At 69.0% G+C, this 16,204-nt stretch carries 13 protein-coding genes and 3 pseudogenes; 7 read left to right on the top strand and 9 right to left on the bottom strand.

Features of this window, described 5'->3' with window-relative positions:
- Positions 1-1,096 (bottom strand): serine/threonine-protein kinase (locus JHN63_RS11050; RefSeq protein WP_200679215.1); only part of this gene is annotated, 1,096 nt, incomplete at its 3' end.
- Between the two features lie 271 nt (positions 1,097-1,367).
- On the opposite strand from JHN63_RS11050, the gene JHN63_RS11045 reads away from it, so the two are divergent.
- Positions 1,368-1,550 (top strand): hypothetical protein, encoded by a 183-nt coding sequence (locus tag JHN63_RS11045; RefSeq protein ID WP_200679213.1) that lies wholly within the window; start codon positions 1,368-1,370, stop codon positions 1,548-1,550.
- A 265-nt stretch (positions 1,551-1,815) separates the two neighbouring features.
- On the opposite strand, the gene JHN63_RS11040 is transcribed toward JHN63_RS11045, so the two are convergent.
- Complete coding sequence (locus tag JHN63_RS11040) at positions 1,816-2,622, bottom strand: helix-turn-helix domain-containing protein (protein ID WP_200679211.1); 807 nt, start codon at positions 2,620-2,622, stop codon at positions 1,816-1,818.
- A 101-nt stretch (positions 2,623-2,723) separates the two neighbouring features.
- On the opposite strand from JHN63_RS11040, the gene JHN63_RS11035 reads away from it, so the two are divergent.
- Together JHN63_RS11035 and JHN63_RS11030 are read left to right on the top strand one after the other, a co-directional pair.
- On the top strand, positions 2,724-3,566 hold the full coding sequence (locus tag JHN63_RS11035; protein ID WP_200679210.1) for an oxidoreductase: 843 nt from the start codon (positions 2,724-2,726) through the stop codon (positions 3,564-3,566).
- On the top strand, positions 3,563-4,234 hold the full coding sequence (locus JHN63_RS11030) for an SDR family NAD(P)-dependent oxidoreductase (RefSeq protein ID WP_200679209.1): 672 nt from the start codon (positions 3,563-3,565) through the stop codon (positions 4,232-4,234). The genes JHN63_RS11035 and JHN63_RS11030 overlap by 4 nt, the downstream gene beginning before the upstream one ends.
- 605 nt (positions 4,235-4,839) lie before the next feature.
- On the opposite strand, the gene JHN63_RS11020 is transcribed toward JHN63_RS11030, so the two are convergent.
- Both JHN63_RS11020 and JHN63_RS11015 read right to left on the bottom strand, forming a co-directional pair.
- A complete protein-coding gene (locus tag JHN63_RS11020; protein ID WP_200679207.1) occupies positions 4,840-7,182 on the bottom strand; it encodes an alpha-L-fucosidase in 2,343 nt (780 codons plus the stop codon).
- 206 nt (positions 7,183-7,388) lie between these two features.
- A complete protein-coding gene (locus JHN63_RS11015) occupies positions 7,389-7,688 on the bottom strand; it encodes a hypothetical protein (protein WP_200679206.1) in 300 nt (99 codons plus the stop codon).
- A gap of 367 nt (positions 7,689-8,055) precedes the next feature.
- On the opposite strand from JHN63_RS11015, the pseudogene JHN63_RS11010 reads away from it, so the two are divergent.
- Positions 8,056-8,472, top strand: a pseudogene (locus JHN63_RS11010) (transposase); the annotation flags it as partial.
- A gap of 56 nt (positions 8,473-8,528) precedes the next feature.
- The gene (locus tag JHN63_RS54630) at positions 8,529-8,648 is read left to right on the top strand and encodes a hypothetical protein (protein WP_374222910.1); all 120 of its coding nucleotides are present in this window, start codon (positions 8,529-8,531) and stop codon (positions 8,646-8,648) included.
- Here the strand turns inward: JHN63_RS54630 and JHN63_RS54625 are convergent.
- Positions 8,642-9,133: pseudogene (locus tag JHN63_RS54625) on the bottom strand (ISKra4 family transposase); the annotation flags it as partial. The gene JHN63_RS54630 and the pseudogene JHN63_RS54625 overlap by 7 nt on opposite strands.
- A 142-nt stretch (positions 9,134-9,275) precedes the next feature.
- Positions 9,276-9,438 (bottom strand): annotated as a pseudogene (locus JHN63_RS54620) (ISKra4 family transposase); the annotation flags it as partial.
- A 271-nt stretch (positions 9,439-9,709) separates the two neighbouring features.
- Between JHN63_RS54620 and JHN63_RS54230 the strand changes: the two are divergent.
- Complete coding sequence (locus JHN63_RS54230; RefSeq protein ID WP_200679203.1) at positions 9,710-11,470, top strand: PE-PGRS family protein; 1,761 nt, start codon at positions 9,710-9,712, stop codon at positions 11,468-11,470.
- A gap of 737 nt (positions 11,471-12,207) precedes the next feature.
- Here JHN63_RS54230 and JHN63_RS10995 read toward each other — a convergent pair.
- From JHN63_RS10995 to JHN63_RS10985, 3 genes are all read right to left on the bottom strand, one after another.
- A complete protein-coding gene (locus JHN63_RS10995; protein WP_200679201.1) occupies positions 12,208-13,455 on the bottom strand; it encodes a DUF4157 domain-containing protein in 1,248 nt (415 codons plus the stop codon).
- A 370-nt stretch (positions 13,456-13,825) separates the two neighbouring features.
- Positions 13,826-14,173, bottom strand: a complete 348-nt coding sequence (locus JHN63_RS54615; protein ID WP_374222911.1) for a hypothetical protein — start codon at positions 14,171-14,173, stop codon at positions 13,826-13,828.
- A 225-nt stretch (positions 14,174-14,398) separates the two neighbouring features.
- A complete protein-coding gene (locus tag JHN63_RS10985) occupies positions 14,399-14,836 on the bottom strand; it encodes a MarR family winged helix-turn-helix transcriptional regulator (RefSeq protein ID WP_200679221.1) in 438 nt (145 codons plus the stop codon).
- A gap of 162 nt (positions 14,837-14,998) precedes the next feature.
- Here JHN63_RS10985 and JHN63_RS10980 point away from each other — a divergent pair, with 162 nt between their 5' ends.
- On the top strand, positions 14,999-16,096 hold the full coding sequence (locus JHN63_RS10980; protein WP_200679219.1) for a substrate-binding domain-containing protein: 1,098 nt from the start codon (positions 14,999-15,001) through the stop codon (positions 16,094-16,096).
- Positions 16,097-16,204 lie beyond the last annotated feature (108 nt).

Here is a 16,204-nt window from a genome sequence, read left to right as displayed (position 1 = left end):
AGCACGCTTCGGCAGGCACCGCCGTGGTGGTGGCCAGGGCATCGGCGGTCCGCTCGGCGGTGCCTGCCGAAGCGTGCTGCATTCCGTAGGTGAGCAGGAGGCCCAGGAGTACGGCGGCAGCCGAGACGAGCATGCCGGGTCGGCCGGGTCGCCATGACCGGGCCCAGTCGTGGCGTGGTCCCTGGCCCAGGACCGTACGTGCGGTGTCCGTGGTCGATCGGGGGGAGCGGGCCGAGGGCAGCAGCAGCGCCAGAAGGGCCACGAGGGCGGCGAGCCGGGCGCGGCCGCGTTCCTCCCAGTCGGCCCCGTATACGGCGCCGGCGACCGCCTCCAGTTCCGTCACGAACGCCTCGGCCTGTGCCGGCCGTTGGTCCGGTTCCTTGGCCAGACCGCGACGGACCAGCTCGCGCACCGCCGCGGGGACCTCCTCCACAGGGACGGGGGCGTCGACGTGCTGCAGGGCCAGTTCGGCGATGTTGTCGCCCGAGTACGGCTTGTGCCCCGTCAGGCACTCGAAGAAGGTGGCCGTGGCCGCGTACACGTCCGCGGCGCACGAGGCGGGGGCGCCGGTCCACTGCTCGGGGGCCATGTAGGACGGGGTTCCGGCCACACCCGCGCTGGTGCCGGTGTCCACCGCGATACCGAAGTCGACGAGCTTGGACGATCCGTCCGTCTCGACCAGGACGTTCTCCGGCTTGTAGTCGCGGTGGACGACGCCGATGCGGTGTGCGTCGGCGAGACCGAGCAGCGATCCCTTGAGAAGGACGAGCGCGGCCTCGGGATCGAGTGGCCCCTGACGGGTCAGCAGCGTCCGCAACGAAACACCGTCCACCAGTTCCATGACGATGGCGGCGCCCCGCGGGCTCTCCACGTACTCGTACAGGCCGGTCACGTAATGACTCTGCAGTCCGCCGAGCAGACGTGCCTCCGCCCGGAAATCGTGCACGAAACCAGGCCGCGTGCGCAGGGACTCGCTGAGGTACTTCACCGCGACCCGGACGCCGGTGTCCGCGTGCACGGCCAGCACGACCCGACCGCTCGCACCCGACCCGAGCTCGAGAGACTCGGTGTATCCGGGCACCACCCATGTGCTCACGTCATCCCCCAGACCGCGTGCCGCCGTACCGGACCAAATCCTGGAGCGGCTGGACCATCGCGTTAAGAGACACATTTTCAGCCACGGCGGTTGCGGAGCAGGACAATGCCGATTCCCCCGTCGTCGGTTTCAGGGTCGGGTCTGCCGGCAGCGACAACGCAGCCAACCAAAGTGCGCTCGCCACTCGTCCCCATTGATGACCCGTACCGCTTCGACCCTTGTCGCGCATCGCCTCGGCCAACCTCCCCCCACCACCACGAAAGAGGCCTGCATGCTCCACATCCACTTCACGCCGCTCGACTTACAGAGCATCCGCGTGGCCCGGCGTCCCGATCCGCTGTGGGAGCTCGTCTGCGCCACCTGCCGGCTGGGCACGAATCAGGGCCCGCTCGAGTTCGGGGCGGGCGACGTCAACGACGTCCATGGGCCGTACCGATGCCGTCCTGTGGGCTGATCACGCCTCAACAGGCGCGCGACCTGGGACAGTTGCCCGTCGGCGGGTGGATGCGGCCGTGCCCGGGGACAGAAGTCGTTCGACGAGGTTCGAAAGGCTTCTGCCGGGGCCGCGCGATCGGCGATCGTCGCCGTCAGGGCACGTTCCGTCGGCAAGGCTCACCGCGTTACAGAACAACCAGTCGGCGGCAATACGGGACGCTTCGGGGTGGCCTGCCTTGGGCTGGGGCGGCGCGTCAGTGACCGGACTGGTCCGCCCGTGTCGGTCAGGCGAGTCCGCGCAGTGCTTCGTCGTCTTTGCCGCCGGATTCGGGGAAGTACACATACAGCACGTGGCCCCTGGGTCCGGCGAGTGTGAAGGTCTCGAAGTTGAGGCGGAGGACGCCGACGCCGTCGACGCGCAGCCGTTTGTCGCCTGCTACGCGGTCATATACGTCGTGGGAGTCCCACAGTGCCCGGAATGCCTCGCTGCGTTCGCGCATGCTCGCGAGAAAAGGGTCGAGTTCCGCGCCATATGCGCTTGAGGTGGCGCGCAGGCCGGCGACGGCTTGCCGGCTGATGTCGTCCCAGTCGGGGTAGACCACCGGCGCGCGCGGGTCGAGGAAGGTGAACTCGATCAGGTTGTGCCCCGGGTTCCACGCCGGGTTGACGCGGGCGGCGAGCGCGGTGGCGGCCAGCACGTCGCGGTTGGGGGCGACGACGAACGCGGGCAGGTCGGCCCAGCGTTCCAGCAGGCGCAGCACCCCCGGCCGCACGGAGTGGTCGGGGCCGGCGTGGGTGTCGGCCGGGGCCAGTGGTGGTGTCGCGAGCGACCACAGGTAGGTCCGCTCGGTGTCGTCCAGCCGCAGCACGCGGGCCAGGGCTTCGAGGATCTCGCGGGACGGGTGCCGGTCACGGCCCTGCTCGATCCGGGTGTAGTAGGACGGGCTCAACCCTGCGAGCAGCGCCAGTTCCTCGCGGCGCAGGCCGGTGACCCGGCGTCGCGTGCTGTCGACGACGCCGGCGGAGGCGGCGTCGATCTTTTCCCGGCGGCTGCGCAGGAACGAGCCGAGCTGGTTGTCGTCATGTGCCATCGAGAGCGACCTTACCGCTGGTCACTCGGTGAGGCTGACCCTCCGAGAGCCACCCTCAAGGGGGTGTGGCACGTCCACGCCCTCACTGGTGACATGGAGTCATGTCGAACGAAACACACTGGCTGATCACCGGATGCTCCAGCGGCCTGGGCCGGGCCCTGGCCGAGTACGCCCTGGACCGGGGTAACCGGGTCGCCGTCACCGCCCGCGACCGCGCGACCGTGACCGGCCTCACCGAGAGGTACGGCGACCGCGCGCTGGCCCTGGAGTTGGACGTCACCGACCCAGCGTCGGTGGCCGCGGCCGTGCAGGCGTGCGAGGAGACGTTCGGACGCGTCGACGTCCTGGTGAACAACGCCGGATACGGCTACCTGGCCGCTATCGAGGAAGGCGAGGACGCGGCCGTCCGCGCACTTTACGAGACCAACGTGCACGGCGTGGTGACCGTCCTCAAGGCGGTGCTGCCCGGCATGCGAGCCCGTCGCTCGGGACGGATCATCAACGTCTCGTCCTTCGGCGGCCTGGCCGCCTTCGCCGCGACCGGCTACTACCACGCCACGAAGTTCGCCCTGGAGGGACTGTCGGAGTCGATGCACGCGGAACTCGCGCCACTGGGCATCGCGGTGACGATCGTCGAGCCGGGTGGCCTGCGCACCCAGTGGGCGGGGGCGTCGATGCGGCAGTCCCCGACGCGCTTGGCCGACTACGAGCAGACCGCCGGCAAGCGCCGTGACTCCACACTGGCCGTGTCCGGCCGCCAGCCCGGCGACCCAGCACGGGCCGCCGCAGCGATCGCCGCGATCGTGGATACCGAGGCACCGCCCCTGCGGCTGCTGCTGGGCTCCGACGCGCTCGCCGGGGCACGCGCCCGCCTGGACCGGGTGCGCGGCGAAATCGACGCCAACGAGGCGTTGACCACGAGCGTAGACCTGGTGCAGGCATGAGTGACGCTGGGGCGCGAAAGGGTACGTTCGTCGTGATCGGTGCCGGGCCGGGCCTTGGTGCCGCGGCGGCCCGCCGGTTCGGCCGCGAGAGGCATCCCGTCGGGCTGATCGCTCGCGGCGCCGAAAGGTTGGCGGCGGTGGCTGACGACCTGATCTCCGAGGGTGTGACGACGGCGACCGAGGCCGCCGACGTCACCGACGCGCAGGCGCTCGCAGCGGCGCTGGGTGGGCTGCGCGAGCGGCTCGGCCCGATCCAGGCGGTGCTGTTCAGCCCCCGGCCGAGCCTTACATGGATCAAGCCCGTGCTCGACACCGAGCCGTCGGACGTCGCGAGCGCCCTGTCGTCGAGCGTCGTCTCAGCCGCGGCGGCCGTCCGCGCGGTCCTGCCCGACATGCGCCACCGCGGACACGGCACCCTGCTGTTCACCACCGGCGGCGCCGCCGCCGAACCGCACCGCGACTGCGCCGTGTCGGGAATCGCCTACGCCGCCGAGTCCTCCTACGTACGGATGCTCCACGACGCGCTCGCGGACCAGGGCGTGCACGCTGCGCAAGTCACGGTCGTCGGGCCCATCGGCCACGGCGCCCGGCACGAACCGGACGCGGTGGCCCAGGAACTGTGGCGGCTCCACACCGAGCGCCACCGGCCACTGGTCGTCCTGCGCTGACACCACCCCACGGTGCCGTGTGGAGGTAGAGCGGGACCCCGAGCTCCTGCAGGGCCTCCCAGAATGGCAGGTACCGCGGTTCGTCCAGGTAGTGGCCCAGTGCGTGGTCGTTGACCAGCGCGTCGCACAGGCCGGGTCCGTCACGGCGGGGCGCAACTCCGCGGCTGCCTGGAGCGGATCCTGCAGCGCGACCGCGGCCAGGCCTCGGAACCGGTCGGGGTGCTGGCCGATCACGGCGGCGAGAAGTCGTTGGCCATCCGGGCATCGGCCCGTTCACTGCCGAACCGGGCAGTGACGATGCTGGGCGGCTCGCCCTTGTCGACGTGCTCGGCCTGCAGGAGCCGTAGCGGCTCCCCCTCCCGCAGGCTGCAGGCGGAATGTCACCGCCCCGGCGGAGGGAGTCGACCTGATGGGCCACCACGTCGACCTGTTTCGGATCGTCGGCCGGTCCAGGTCCACCACCCACTGTCCCTGAGCACGCCACACGGTGTGACCGCGTTTCCGTGACGAACTACGCCCCTGCCTTGTCGGAACTGTGCCCGCCGGTGTCGCGAACGGCGTCATGCCGTCGCGACCACCGGTCGTGCTCGGGTGTCCGTCGGGTCTCAGGCACGCCAGTGCACTTTGAACACCCACGCGTGCTGCCCCGCCTTGCGTGCGGCCTCGGGGACGTCGATCACCAGAGCCCCGTTGCTGAGGGTCCATGTCAAGGGGCGGTCGTGGCCGAGCATGGTCACCTTGTCGCCGCTGCGGATCGGGATCGGCGCTTCGACGGTGAGCTTCGCGCCGGGCTCGGCCAGTGAGTGGATGTAGAAGGCCTCGTCGGGGCGGACCGTGAACCTAAGGTCGTCGCCGAGCTGGGCCATCCTCGACCAGTACGTCGTGTCGTAGATCGCCTCGCCGTTGACGCGCAGCCAGCGGCCGGTCTCGCGCAGCCGGGTCTGCATGATCTCGGGGATCGTGCCGTCGGCCCGAGGGCCGATGTCGAGAAGGAAGTTGCCGTTCTTCGACACGATGTCGACGAGGTTGCGCACGACCTCTTCGGCCGTCATGTAACCGTCGTCGGGGGTCGCCCGGTTGTAGCCGTAGCTGAACGGGTCGAGGCCGCGGCTGGACTCCCACTTGGCGACGACCGTGTTCTCGTACGTCGTGTACTCGGGCGTGGTGAAGTCGTGGAAGGCGATCCCCGAACGGTCGTTGACGGTCACGTCGATCGGACGGCGGCGGTTCTTGGCGTGGTTGAAGTACTCCGCCAGCACATCGATGCTGTCGTTGGCACCGCCGATGTCGCACCAGATGAGCTCGGGGTCGTAGCCGTGGATCAGTTCCAGCATCTGCGGGGCCTGATACTCCGTCACGAAGTCCTTGCCCGCGGAGTATCCGGTGTACGGCACCGGCTGAAGGGTGTACGGATTGCGTGGGGCGTGGCCCATCCACGGGTTGTCGGGGTTGAACCACTCCGGCATCGAGAAGTAGAGCCCGCAGTGGAGTTCGGGCGTGTGACGGCGTGAGGCGTCGAAGAGTTCTTTGACCAGGTCCCTCTTCGGGCCCATCTTCACCGCGTTGCGGTCGGAGACCTTCGTGTCCCACAGCGCGAAGCCCTCGTGGTGCTTCGAGGTGAGCACGTGGTACTGGGCGCCCGCGTCCCGGAACAGTTCCACCCAGGCCCGCGGATCGAACTTCTCGGCGGTGAAGCGCGGGATGAAGTCGTCGTACGCGAAGTCCTCGCCGTAGGTGTCCCGGTGGTAGGCGTACGTCGGGTTGTTCGGGTCCTGCATCTGGTCCCAGTACCACTCGGCGTACTGCTTGCCGACCGGCGCCCAGGCGGGCACCGAGTAGACACCCCAGTGGATGAAGATGCCGAACTTGGCACCCTGGAACCAGTACGGCGCCTGATGCCCGGCCAGGGACGTCCCGGTGGGCCGGTAGTCGGCGACACCGAGGGTCAACTGCTCGTGGGAAACCGCCACTTGGGATCCGCGGCCGGTCACGGTCACCGTGCCGTCCCGCACCGTGCCGGGCGCGGCACCGCTGCGGATGCCGACGCGGACGCGGGCCTGCTCACCGGGGTCCAGACGCCGGACGCGGGCGGGCTCGACCGTACGGGCACCCTCGGCGTTGACACGCACGGAGACTCCGTCGCCCGCGAGGATCGCGATCGTACCGGCGTTCACGACCGTCGCCTCCACGCTCTGCGCGCCGGACGACTCAAGCAGCGAGTTCGTGGAGTGGGCGTCGCGCAGGGCCAACGCCCTCCCCTGGGCGGCGGGTTGGAGGGAGAGGGCGAAGACGTGCAGGGAGGTCTTGCCCGCCTCGGCAGGGTTGGTGACCGGGAGGGTGAGGGCGACTGCCTCGCGCTGAGGGTCGAACCAGACCTCCGAGGTGCCGATGCCCACGCTGTGCTGGTCCTTGGTGCCGTCCGGCTGGTAGCGGTACGGGGCCGAGAGCGAGCCGCCTGCCGCGTACCAGTCGGCGCCGCCGAGGACTGCGGTCGTGGTGGAGCCGTCGGCGTAGTGGACGGTGGCGTTGCCGGAGGCGTTGCCGTAGCTGCCCGAGGTGAGGAAGGCGGCCGACAGGTAGCGGCCCTGGGGCAGTTCGACGCGCTGGCCCATCGCGACGACGTTGTTCTTGGCGCCTGCGGCCGAGGAGGGGAAGAGGAAGGGGATGCCGTCGACCTCGACGCGGCCGGTGGGGAGTTCCTCACCCGGGAAGGTGTAGCCCGAACCGTCGAAGTCGCCGCCGCGCGCGGAGGCGGTGTCGATGCCGTCGTTGTCGTAGAGGCCGTCGAGCGGGACGGGGACCGGCTCTGGGACGGGGACCCAGGGTCCGGGCGCGGTGGCGCCGAGTTCGGCGGCGTGTGCGACGGTGGCTGAAGTGAGGGGAAGGGCTGCTGCTGCGGCGACTCCGGCTGCGGCGCCCAGGACCTGACGTCTCGGATACGTACTCATGAGCGGCTCCAATTCCTCGGATGTCTGATGATTGATTGGGGTAGCGATGCTGTCAATGGTGCGGACTGAGAGGGGAGTTGGGGAGATTCATAGGATGACTCGACTGCATGTCCTGCTCGGTCGGTTTTTGGTAGATCTCGGCCGCACCACCGCGCGCCATGGCGGAAGGCCCTGCATCCGGGCGAGCTGGACCGGGCCGCTCCCCTTCAGGTCTGCCTCTGGCGATGCAAGAGGTCTGTCATCTCTTCAGGATCGGCCCGGCGGCCGCACGCTGGATTGGGTGAAGGGGCCTGTTGCAGATTGGCGCGCGCCGGCAGCGAGACGACGAACACGTTGGTCTCGGCGATGTCCTCGGAGTGCAGCACGATGTCGTGGATACCGGCCGTCCGCTCCCGCACGCCCTTGTCGGTGATGTGGTCGTGCAGGTCGTTGTGCGTCGTGTCGGGCTCGATCGCCGACACCTGTACGTGCTTCTCGCCGAGCTCGGCCTGCAGGCGTCGATCCACGGCGACATCCGGGTGTTCTGGTGGTGCACCGCCCTCCTCGTCCTCGGCGCCGCCGTCTCCGCCCTGCTGCGCGGCGGCCCTCTGCCCGCACCGGCCGCACCGGCTGCCAAGCCGTCCGAACAGGCCGAAGCGGCCCGCTCCCAGCCCAGGAAGCGCAGGCGGCCCGCGGTGCGGACGGTGTACGGGTCGTCCCGGCGGGCGGCGCGGACCAGCCGGTACAGCAGGAACAGGGCGCCGATGCAGAGGGCGGAGGAGGGCAGTTCGGTCAGGGTGCTCAGCAGCCGCGCGCCGCCGCCGGGGGAGTTGTCGCAGTACCGCGATGTGAAGGAGACCTCGATGCCGGGCGCGGGCTGCATGGTCCGGCCGATTCGAAGAGATCAAAGCCCTGAGCATCACGGGCTGCCTGAACCTCCTGCACAAGCACATCAACCAAGGCCGCGCGGACGCCGACCGCAGTCAGATCTCCCCGCGCCGGCTCGCCCGGATGCTGCTGACCAGGCCCGACAACCTCAAGGCCGAGCAACACGGGCTCCTGGCCAAGCTCACCGCCGCCTGCCCCGAGATGATCCAACCGGCGGCAGCTATCAGGGACTTCGCCCCGCTCCTTGTACCTCACGCCGACAATGCCGACGCGCTCTCACATTGGATCGTCCAGGTCCGCGGCGCCGACCTGCCCCACCTGCATGCCTTCGCTCGAGGTCTAGAACGAGACCGCGACGCCGTAAACGCCGCCCTCACACTTCCGTACAGCAACGGACCCACCGAAGGCGTCAACTGTGAGACAGGGCCGTTAGATTGACACACCCGACCGAGGTCGAGAGCGACGCAGAGGCGGGGATCGTGGTGGGACAGAGCGTCGCTTCCGGCGACGAGGTCGAGTCGGGCACGGCGATCGGCGTGAAGATCGCCAAGGCCGTGCAGACCGTGCAGATCCCTACCGACATCGTCGGCAAGGCGTGAGCGGCGGTCCATAGATACTCACCGACGTGCACGATGTCGAGCAGACCGTGCACGGTGACGCGGCGCCGGGCGGCCACGGCGTGGATGAGCTCGAGTTGATGGCGGGCGCCATCGACAAGCACCACCCAGGTGCGGACATGAGCGGGGTCGTGGGCTTCGGCCTGGTCGAAGGCGGCGGCGATGGTGTGCTCGGGCGGGTGGACAACCGAGCCGGTGAGCCATTTCGCCGTGGCCTTCGGCCCCGGTCTCGGCGCGGGCTCATGGCTGGGGCCGGTCGGAGGGGCGACGATGCCGTGCGGCCGGCGCGGTGACGGGGCTGTGTCGAAGACGCAGGCCAGGGTGGCCATTCGCTCGCGGTGCGGCTTCTCGCCCGGACCGAGGCGGGTGCGCATCGCCCGGCGGGCAGCCTGGTGGGCCTTGAAGGTGGCCGGCCGTAGCGCCTCGCGCCGCATGACAATGCCCTTGCCGTCGATCTGCAGGACCAAGAGGGTGTCGGCGGTGGCCGGCAGCACCAGTTGATGCCGGTACAACGCGTCGATGTCCTGGGTGGCTCTGCCGGTGAGTCGTAGTGTCGTCTGTCGTTGAGCGCGGATGTCACCGTTGTTCCGGCAAAGGCGATGACGAGGTCTTCGGCCTGTCGTTTGCCCAGGATCTTCCCGCACCGATTCTCGATCGCCGCCTTGGCCTGGTCGTACGAACCGCGCACCGCTTCGGTCACCGCGAGTCGGCGCAGGCCATGGGAGTGCCGACCGGCGGGCAGTGGCAGGGCCCGGTCGGCGGGATGGACGTTCAGCTCGTCCATCTCCAGCGCTCGACGAGCAATGCAGCCGTCGCCCAACTCCTGCGAGGGTGAGGGTGAGCCACACGGAGCCACGGCGGGACGGGCTGCGACGCAGGCGAGGGCGAGGACCCGCGAGCCATGGGCGTGCGCGGTCGTACGACGCTGTCACATGGCGGGTGGGGGCAACGGAATCTGCCCGAGCGGACCTTCCGGCGCGGTGGCGGTGCGGCGTAGAACGGAGCCGACCGGGAACCGCCCCGGCCAGCGAGGAGGAATCCGCGTGCACCCTTACCAGCGGCAGCGCAGCCCGGAGACCGGTCAGTTACGGGGCGGGCCGTCCCGTACCACCCAGCCGCCCGCCCCACTCACCGGCGCCTGGTTGACCCACTTGCAGCGGGTGGCGTCGGGGGATGCGGGCGCGGGACAGCATCACGAGGGCGCGAGTCAGCAGACGCGGGCCGTCGACCACGGCCGCGGCGGGGCCGGAGTGACGGTCCAGCGTGTCGGCGCCGAAGCCCCGGCGGAGTCCGCCCGGGAGCAGGAGGCACCCGCGCCAGAGGTCGGCAGCGGCGACAAACACGGCGCGCAGCAGATCCGGCGCCTGATGAAGTCGATCCCCGACCACACGGTCCTACAGAAGATCAAGATCGGTTGGCTCGCCCCCAACACCTGGTGGCCCGAGGAGTGGATGGTCGAGGGGGAGCCCAAGCTGCGCCGCACCCTGGACCGGCGAGTGAAGCTCGGTGAGCCGTTCACCGACCAGGAGCTGGCGGACATCCAGCACCTGTCCAAGCTCAACCCGAAGTGGCTCGAAAGGGTCGGCATCGGCACGTACCAGGAGGCCGAGAAATACGTCGGAGGCCGGTTCGACAACTGGATGAAGCTTTCCTCCGGGAAACGCGTGCTCACCGCCACGCTGGCCTTCAAGAAGCAGCATCCGCACATGGTCGAGGCGATGACGGCTCCCCCGAGCCACCCGGACTACACCCTGGGCAGGTTCATGACGACCAAGTCCCCCAACATCCCCGACGACGTGAGGGAGGAGATGAAACGGGAGGCGTACGAACAGATCCGGCAGACGGCCGTGGACACCCTTCACCCGGCCGGTATCCCTGCCGAGCGGCGTCACCCGAACGCGGACAAGGACTCCACCCGGGCCTGGGCGCCCAAGGACAAGGACGCTCGGGAGATGCTCACCAAGGTGCTGCTGATCCTCCGCAACGGTCTGAAGCTCTACGACGCCGGCCAGAAGGCCCACGTGGACGACCACGGGCAGGACGTCATCCGGGCACTGGCCCACGGCGGCCGAGTCGTCATCGACATCCCCGCCCTGACCGACGGTCAGTCGCCGTACGACCTCACGGACTTCCTGGGCGCCACCCAGCCGGTCCCGCACCTCCCGGACTCGGAAGGCCAGGATCCGGCCCGCCAGCTCGGCCCCTCGGTGTCCCACCGCGGCTTCGCAACTCACCGTACGAAGATCACCGAGGACAAGGACGGGAAGCCCGGAAAGTTTCAGGAGGAGGGCGAACTCCCTGCCGCCGTGAAGAACTTCTTCTCCAAAGCGGGCTCGAACCCACCGATGCTCATGGGCATGGACATCTCGGGCGGCGGTCTCGGCGGCGCCGACTGGAACGGCGACGTGATCCTGCCCAACGGGTCCTGGGGTCACATGCTGCTGGTATTCCAGCAGCCGACTGCGAAGACGAAGGGTTCCCTCCTGGTCGGTATCGAGACTCTCGCCCCGGGCGCCACGAGCCCGGTCGGCTACGAGCACAAGGCCACCTCCAGCGAGGCCACGGCCAACGACGAGTCCGTCCTGCACGGCCACAAGGGCGACAAGGTCGGCGCGGGCAAGCTCAAGGACAACTCCCGCCTGGTCGAACTCTCCGACTTCGCCCAGAAGCGGAACGACGGCGACTGGCGCACGTTCCTCGACGAACTCAACCAGGAATGGGTGCGGAAGCTCGGGAAGACCGAGGACGGCAGCAAGGAACGAGAAGCCCTGTACAGGGAATTGGTGGGCCCCCGCCAGACGTAGCGCCCCGTTTTCCGCGGTCGTGCAGAGCACTGCGGCCGCCGGGCCCGACGCCATCCCCGTACCGCCATCCAGGCACGGAGCGAGGAATCAGTCGATCGCCGCCGGCCGCACCGCGGCGAGCCTGCCATCGACCGGACGATCCAGCCCGCGCCGCACGCCACCCTGTCAGACGCCGCAGAAACGGCCCTGAGCATGATCAGGCAGGCCCTCGCACAGATATCGGAACTCATCGTTCGACGCCGCGCCGAATGTGGTCAGATGCCGCCGCCGGTCACAGACGGTCTGAACGCAAACCGGTGAACCCCTGGAGGCACAGCGCAATCTTCCCGCCGTAGGATGAACGGCGCCGCGACGACCCGTGTTGCGGGGTGAGTTCCACGCTCGTGGCACTACACGAGTGCGAGGTGTGCGATGCGTGAACTGCCACATGCCGCAAGGCCAGTTGGAGATGGGCTCGATGACGGTGGTGCCTCAGGCGACGTGCAGCCACCGGGCGGGCCGGGCGAGAGCCGCAAGCCGGCGCGGGCCGCACCGGAGACCAGCGTCCTCGACCGCCTGGCCGCGCTGCAACGCTTGGCGGGAAACGCCGCCGTTGTGCGTCTGCTGAGTCCCCCGAGGACGGCGGCCGATCGGGAAGCCCCTTCAGCCGACGACCAAGACACGGGCTGAGCGGAAAGCAACAAGGGCTGGACGGCGCTGACTACCCGCCCCGTCCAGCCGATTCGTCAGCGCAGACTTCAGCCCGCCCCGCCCGGGTCGTCGAAGTTCTTGTATTTGTCGACAGGAAAACCGCCCGTGATGCCTGCCACCTGGCCTGCATCGTCGCCTGTGGGCCTGTAGTGACCGCTGTCGTTCGTCCACTTCATCAGGACACCGTCGGTGAACACGGCAGTACCTGCCCAGTACACGTGCCCGTCGCCGGCCTTACTGGCCTTCGCGAGAGCGGAATGCCCCTCTTCGTACTCGGTGCCGACCTGCGACGCCATGATCTTGTCCGGCTTCCGGACGGGGATCACGAAGTTGTACTTGCCGTTCGCCAGCTCGGGGGTCCCGTACTGTTTGCGACCCTCGTGCGGTGACGCCGAGTACAGCATTGTCGAGAGGTCGAGGGAGAGCTTGTATCGGCGGCCGTGACGCCGCTGGACCAGCATGTCGTTCGCGAACGCGACCGTCCCCTGCATGGGAAGGGGAAGCGATTTTTCCAGCTGGTCCTCCAGCTTGGCGGCCAAATCGTTCTTGCCCTGGGCCCGCAGCATCTGTGCGTTCCGTGTCAGCGCCGAGGCGGACCGGGACACCTCCATGTCCTCCCGAGTGGCCCGCCGGGTGCGCTGTACCGCGACGGCACCAGTCGCGACACGCTGCACGTCGTGCCCGCAGGCATGGCTGTGCCGGTGCTGTTCGACGTCGTTGGTCGGCTCCCCGGAGGCGATCCTCTGGATGGGCGCGGGGCCTTGCATGACCCGGTCCGCCGTGTCGACTGCGTGCCGTTCACCGGAGTCGCCCGGATTCGAGATGCTCAGACCGGCGCCGTTGTCCACGCCTGGGACGGACCCCTTCGCCTGGTCGAGCGTGTGTGCCAGCTCGTGCGCCCAGTCCTTCTGGCTCATCCCGCCGCCGTCCACGATGTGCTGTCCGGTAGTGAACGCCTTGGCCTCGACGACGGCCGCCGCCTCCCGCGCGGCAGGCCCGTCATGCACCCTCACGCTGCTGAAGTCGGCGCCGTCGAAACGCGCCTGCATCTCGGTCTGCAAGCCGGGATCCAGCTGGCGTGCCGGCGACTGAAGGGCATTGTCCACTGCGGCGCGCTGCACCTGGGCGTGGTCCGCGTTCTCCCTCTCCTGGTCGGCAGGCCCGCTTCCCTTGGCCGCGATACGTTGCAAGTGCGTCAGCCAGGCGCCCGTCAGCCCCGCGCGCGGCGTGCCGGCACGCGATGCGGGCGACGGGTGTTCGTTACTACGAGCCTGTCCGTGTCCGAGGTAGTGCACGCAAGTCCTCTCCAGCAGCAAGGAAGCTTTCGTCTCGTTCTAAGTCATGGCGACGGGTGCGACAAGGTCCATCCGGACAGACTGTCTGCCCTCCTGGTGCCCGTTCAGGCGCGCGCTGACGGCCTCTGGACAGCGACCGCACGGCTTGTGCCAGCTTCACGCCCTCTGCTTGAGAGACACCAGCACCGACCCACTCACCAAAGGCCGCCCGAGCGCCCGCACCCACTGCATCGACACCGGGGAATCGGACATGGGGTAAGAAGCCGTTGTCCTATCGATCATGAGGACGGTTCAGATCGAACACGGTCCTTGGTCGGGCGATCTTGACCGGGTGGATGCATGAAGGCAGACACCTCACGATGCCAACGAGTCAAGCTGCGGCGACGAGTTCGGTGGGGAACGCGGTGTGTTCGTCGAACAGCTGGCGGTGTTGTAGGCAGTGGTAGAGCTGGCCGATCATGCGGTTGAAGCAATGCCACGAAGTTAACAAGGCGGCCTCCACGTCAAGCCCGGTGCGGAGATGGATCGTTCCGGGGTTCCAGGCCGCGGTTCCCTGATAGGAGAAGGTCGACCAGCACCTTCTTGACCAGGGGATCCGTTGTCGAGTCAGCTCTCCACCTGCACCTTGACCCGTACTACCACCGTCGCAGCGGGCGCCTTCGCGCCGGGCCATCTGGGCGGGCTGACTCAACACATACCCTTCGAGCTCGTCGATCACGTCCTCGAAGAGACCAAGACCGTTCAGGTCCGGGTGCGTACGCTCCCGTCCCGGGAAGGATGCCCAGCTTCTTGGCGACCGCTTTCATCGCGGCCCACTCGGTGTCGTACTCCGGCCGGACCTCGGCGATCATCCGCACCGCACGACGCAGCCGGCCTGCGAGGGCGGGGCTGTCATCTCGGCGGGCTCGGGCGGCAGCCGGCCTCGGCGCCCCGGGCGGGCACGTCAGCCCAGTCGTCTCCATGCGCGCTGGAGCAGTGTCCGCAGCAGGGCCGTCTCCTCGGGCCCAAGGGCGGTCACTATGTGGTCCTTTTCGCGTTCGACCGCAGCGGTCCAGCGGGGGAGCGCCTCGTTTCCCCGCTCCGAGGCGAAGACGAGGACGCGCCGCCGGTCGGTGTCGTCCACCCGGCGCAGGACGAGGCCGAGGGACACCATGCGGTCGACGACCTTGGTCAGGGTCGGTGCCGTCAGCAGGGCGAACTCGGCGACTTCGGCCATGGCGTGGCCGGTGTCGTCGGCGAGGAACGACAGCACGCGCCACTCCTCGAGCGTCGCGCCCTCCGCCTTCAGCGCCTCGCCGAGCCGTTGGACGACGCTCCGCTCCACGAGCGTGAGTGCTCGTGCCAAGTCGAGTTCGGATACGGCCGCCGGGGTCGTGGTCATCGCCCTGCCCAGTGTCGTCGTGGTGTGGGGGTGGTCTGCGGCGCCAGCGGTCGTGCACGCTGTGCGCCGCAGGGAAGGTCCACGTGGAATGGTTCCACGATACAGTCGTTTCCTTATCGCTGTGAAATATTCTCGAAGCAACCAATCGCTAGTGTGAGCTCTATGATCGAGAAGGCGTCTGTCCGGCTGGGCTCCCCGGCAGGCCGGACCCGGGACGCGTTGGACGTCGCCCTGGTGATACCGCTCCAGGGGCCCGCCGGAATCTTCGGGCCCTCCTGCGAGTGCTGCGCCCAGCTCGCGGCCGAGGAGGTCAACGCCCGTTCGGGCGTGCTGGGCAGGGAGTTGCGGCTGGTGCTCGTCGACGGCGGGGCGCCGCCCGAGCGGGTGGCGACCGAGATCGACGCGCTGGTCTCCGGCGGTGTCGTCGACGCGGTGGCCGGCTGGCACATCTCCGCCGTCCGTGAGGTCGTCGCCCCGCGCATCGACGGCCGTGTGCCGTACGTCTACACCGCCCTCTACGAGGGGGGAGAGCGGTCGCCCGGAGTGTTCCTGACCGGTGAGACCCCGGGGCGTCAACTGCGGCCCTCGCTGCAGTGGTTCGCCGGTGAACTCGGTATCCGCCGCTGGACGATCGTCGGCGACGACTACGTCTGGCCCCGCTCCTCCGCCCGCGCCGCTCACCGCTACCTGCGGGAGCTGGGCGGCGAGGTCTGTGACGAGATGTATGTGCCGTTGGGCACCAGGGACTTCGGTCCGGTTCTGGCCCGGGTGGCGGCCAGCGGCTGCGAGGCGGTCCTCATGCTGCTGATCGGCGACGACGCGGTGCTCTTCAACCGTGCGTTCACCGCCGCCGGACTCGACCGTGACCACATTCGGTTCAGTTCGCTGATCGAGGAGAACGTCCTGCTGGCGACCGGGCCGGAGAACACCCGGGGGCTGATGACCTCGGCCGGCTACTTCGAGGACCTGCCCACCGCGTCCGGCCTCGACTTCGCCGCCGCGTACGGACGCCGGTTCGGCCCCAACGCGCCGGTGCTCAACAGTCTCGGTGAGTCCTGCTACGAGGGCGTGCGCATGCTCACCGAGTTGCTGCGCCGGGCGGGCGGCACGGACATGGACAGGATCCAGGAGACCGCCGAGGGCCTTGAGTACGAGACTCCGCGCGGCACCGTCCAGATCCGCGACCGCCACCTGCGCCAGCGGGTGTTCCTTGCCGCGGCCGACGGGCTGCAGTGGGACGTGCTCCAGCAGCTGCCGTAGGCGGGACCGCGGCGCGGGCATCCTTTTACACGCACGTAACACGGTGAACTCTTGCCCAATTGCTTCGGTTGGAAATAGTTTTTTCTCGAAGCTTTTGGAGGTGAGTTG

This window comes from Streptomyces sp. MBT65 (genome assembly GCF_016612545.1).
GTDB lineage: Bacteria > Actinomycetota > Actinomycetes > Streptomycetales > Streptomycetaceae > Streptomyces.
Note: the sequence above shows the minus strand (reverse complement) of the source record. Positions and strands in the feature narration are given on the sequence as shown.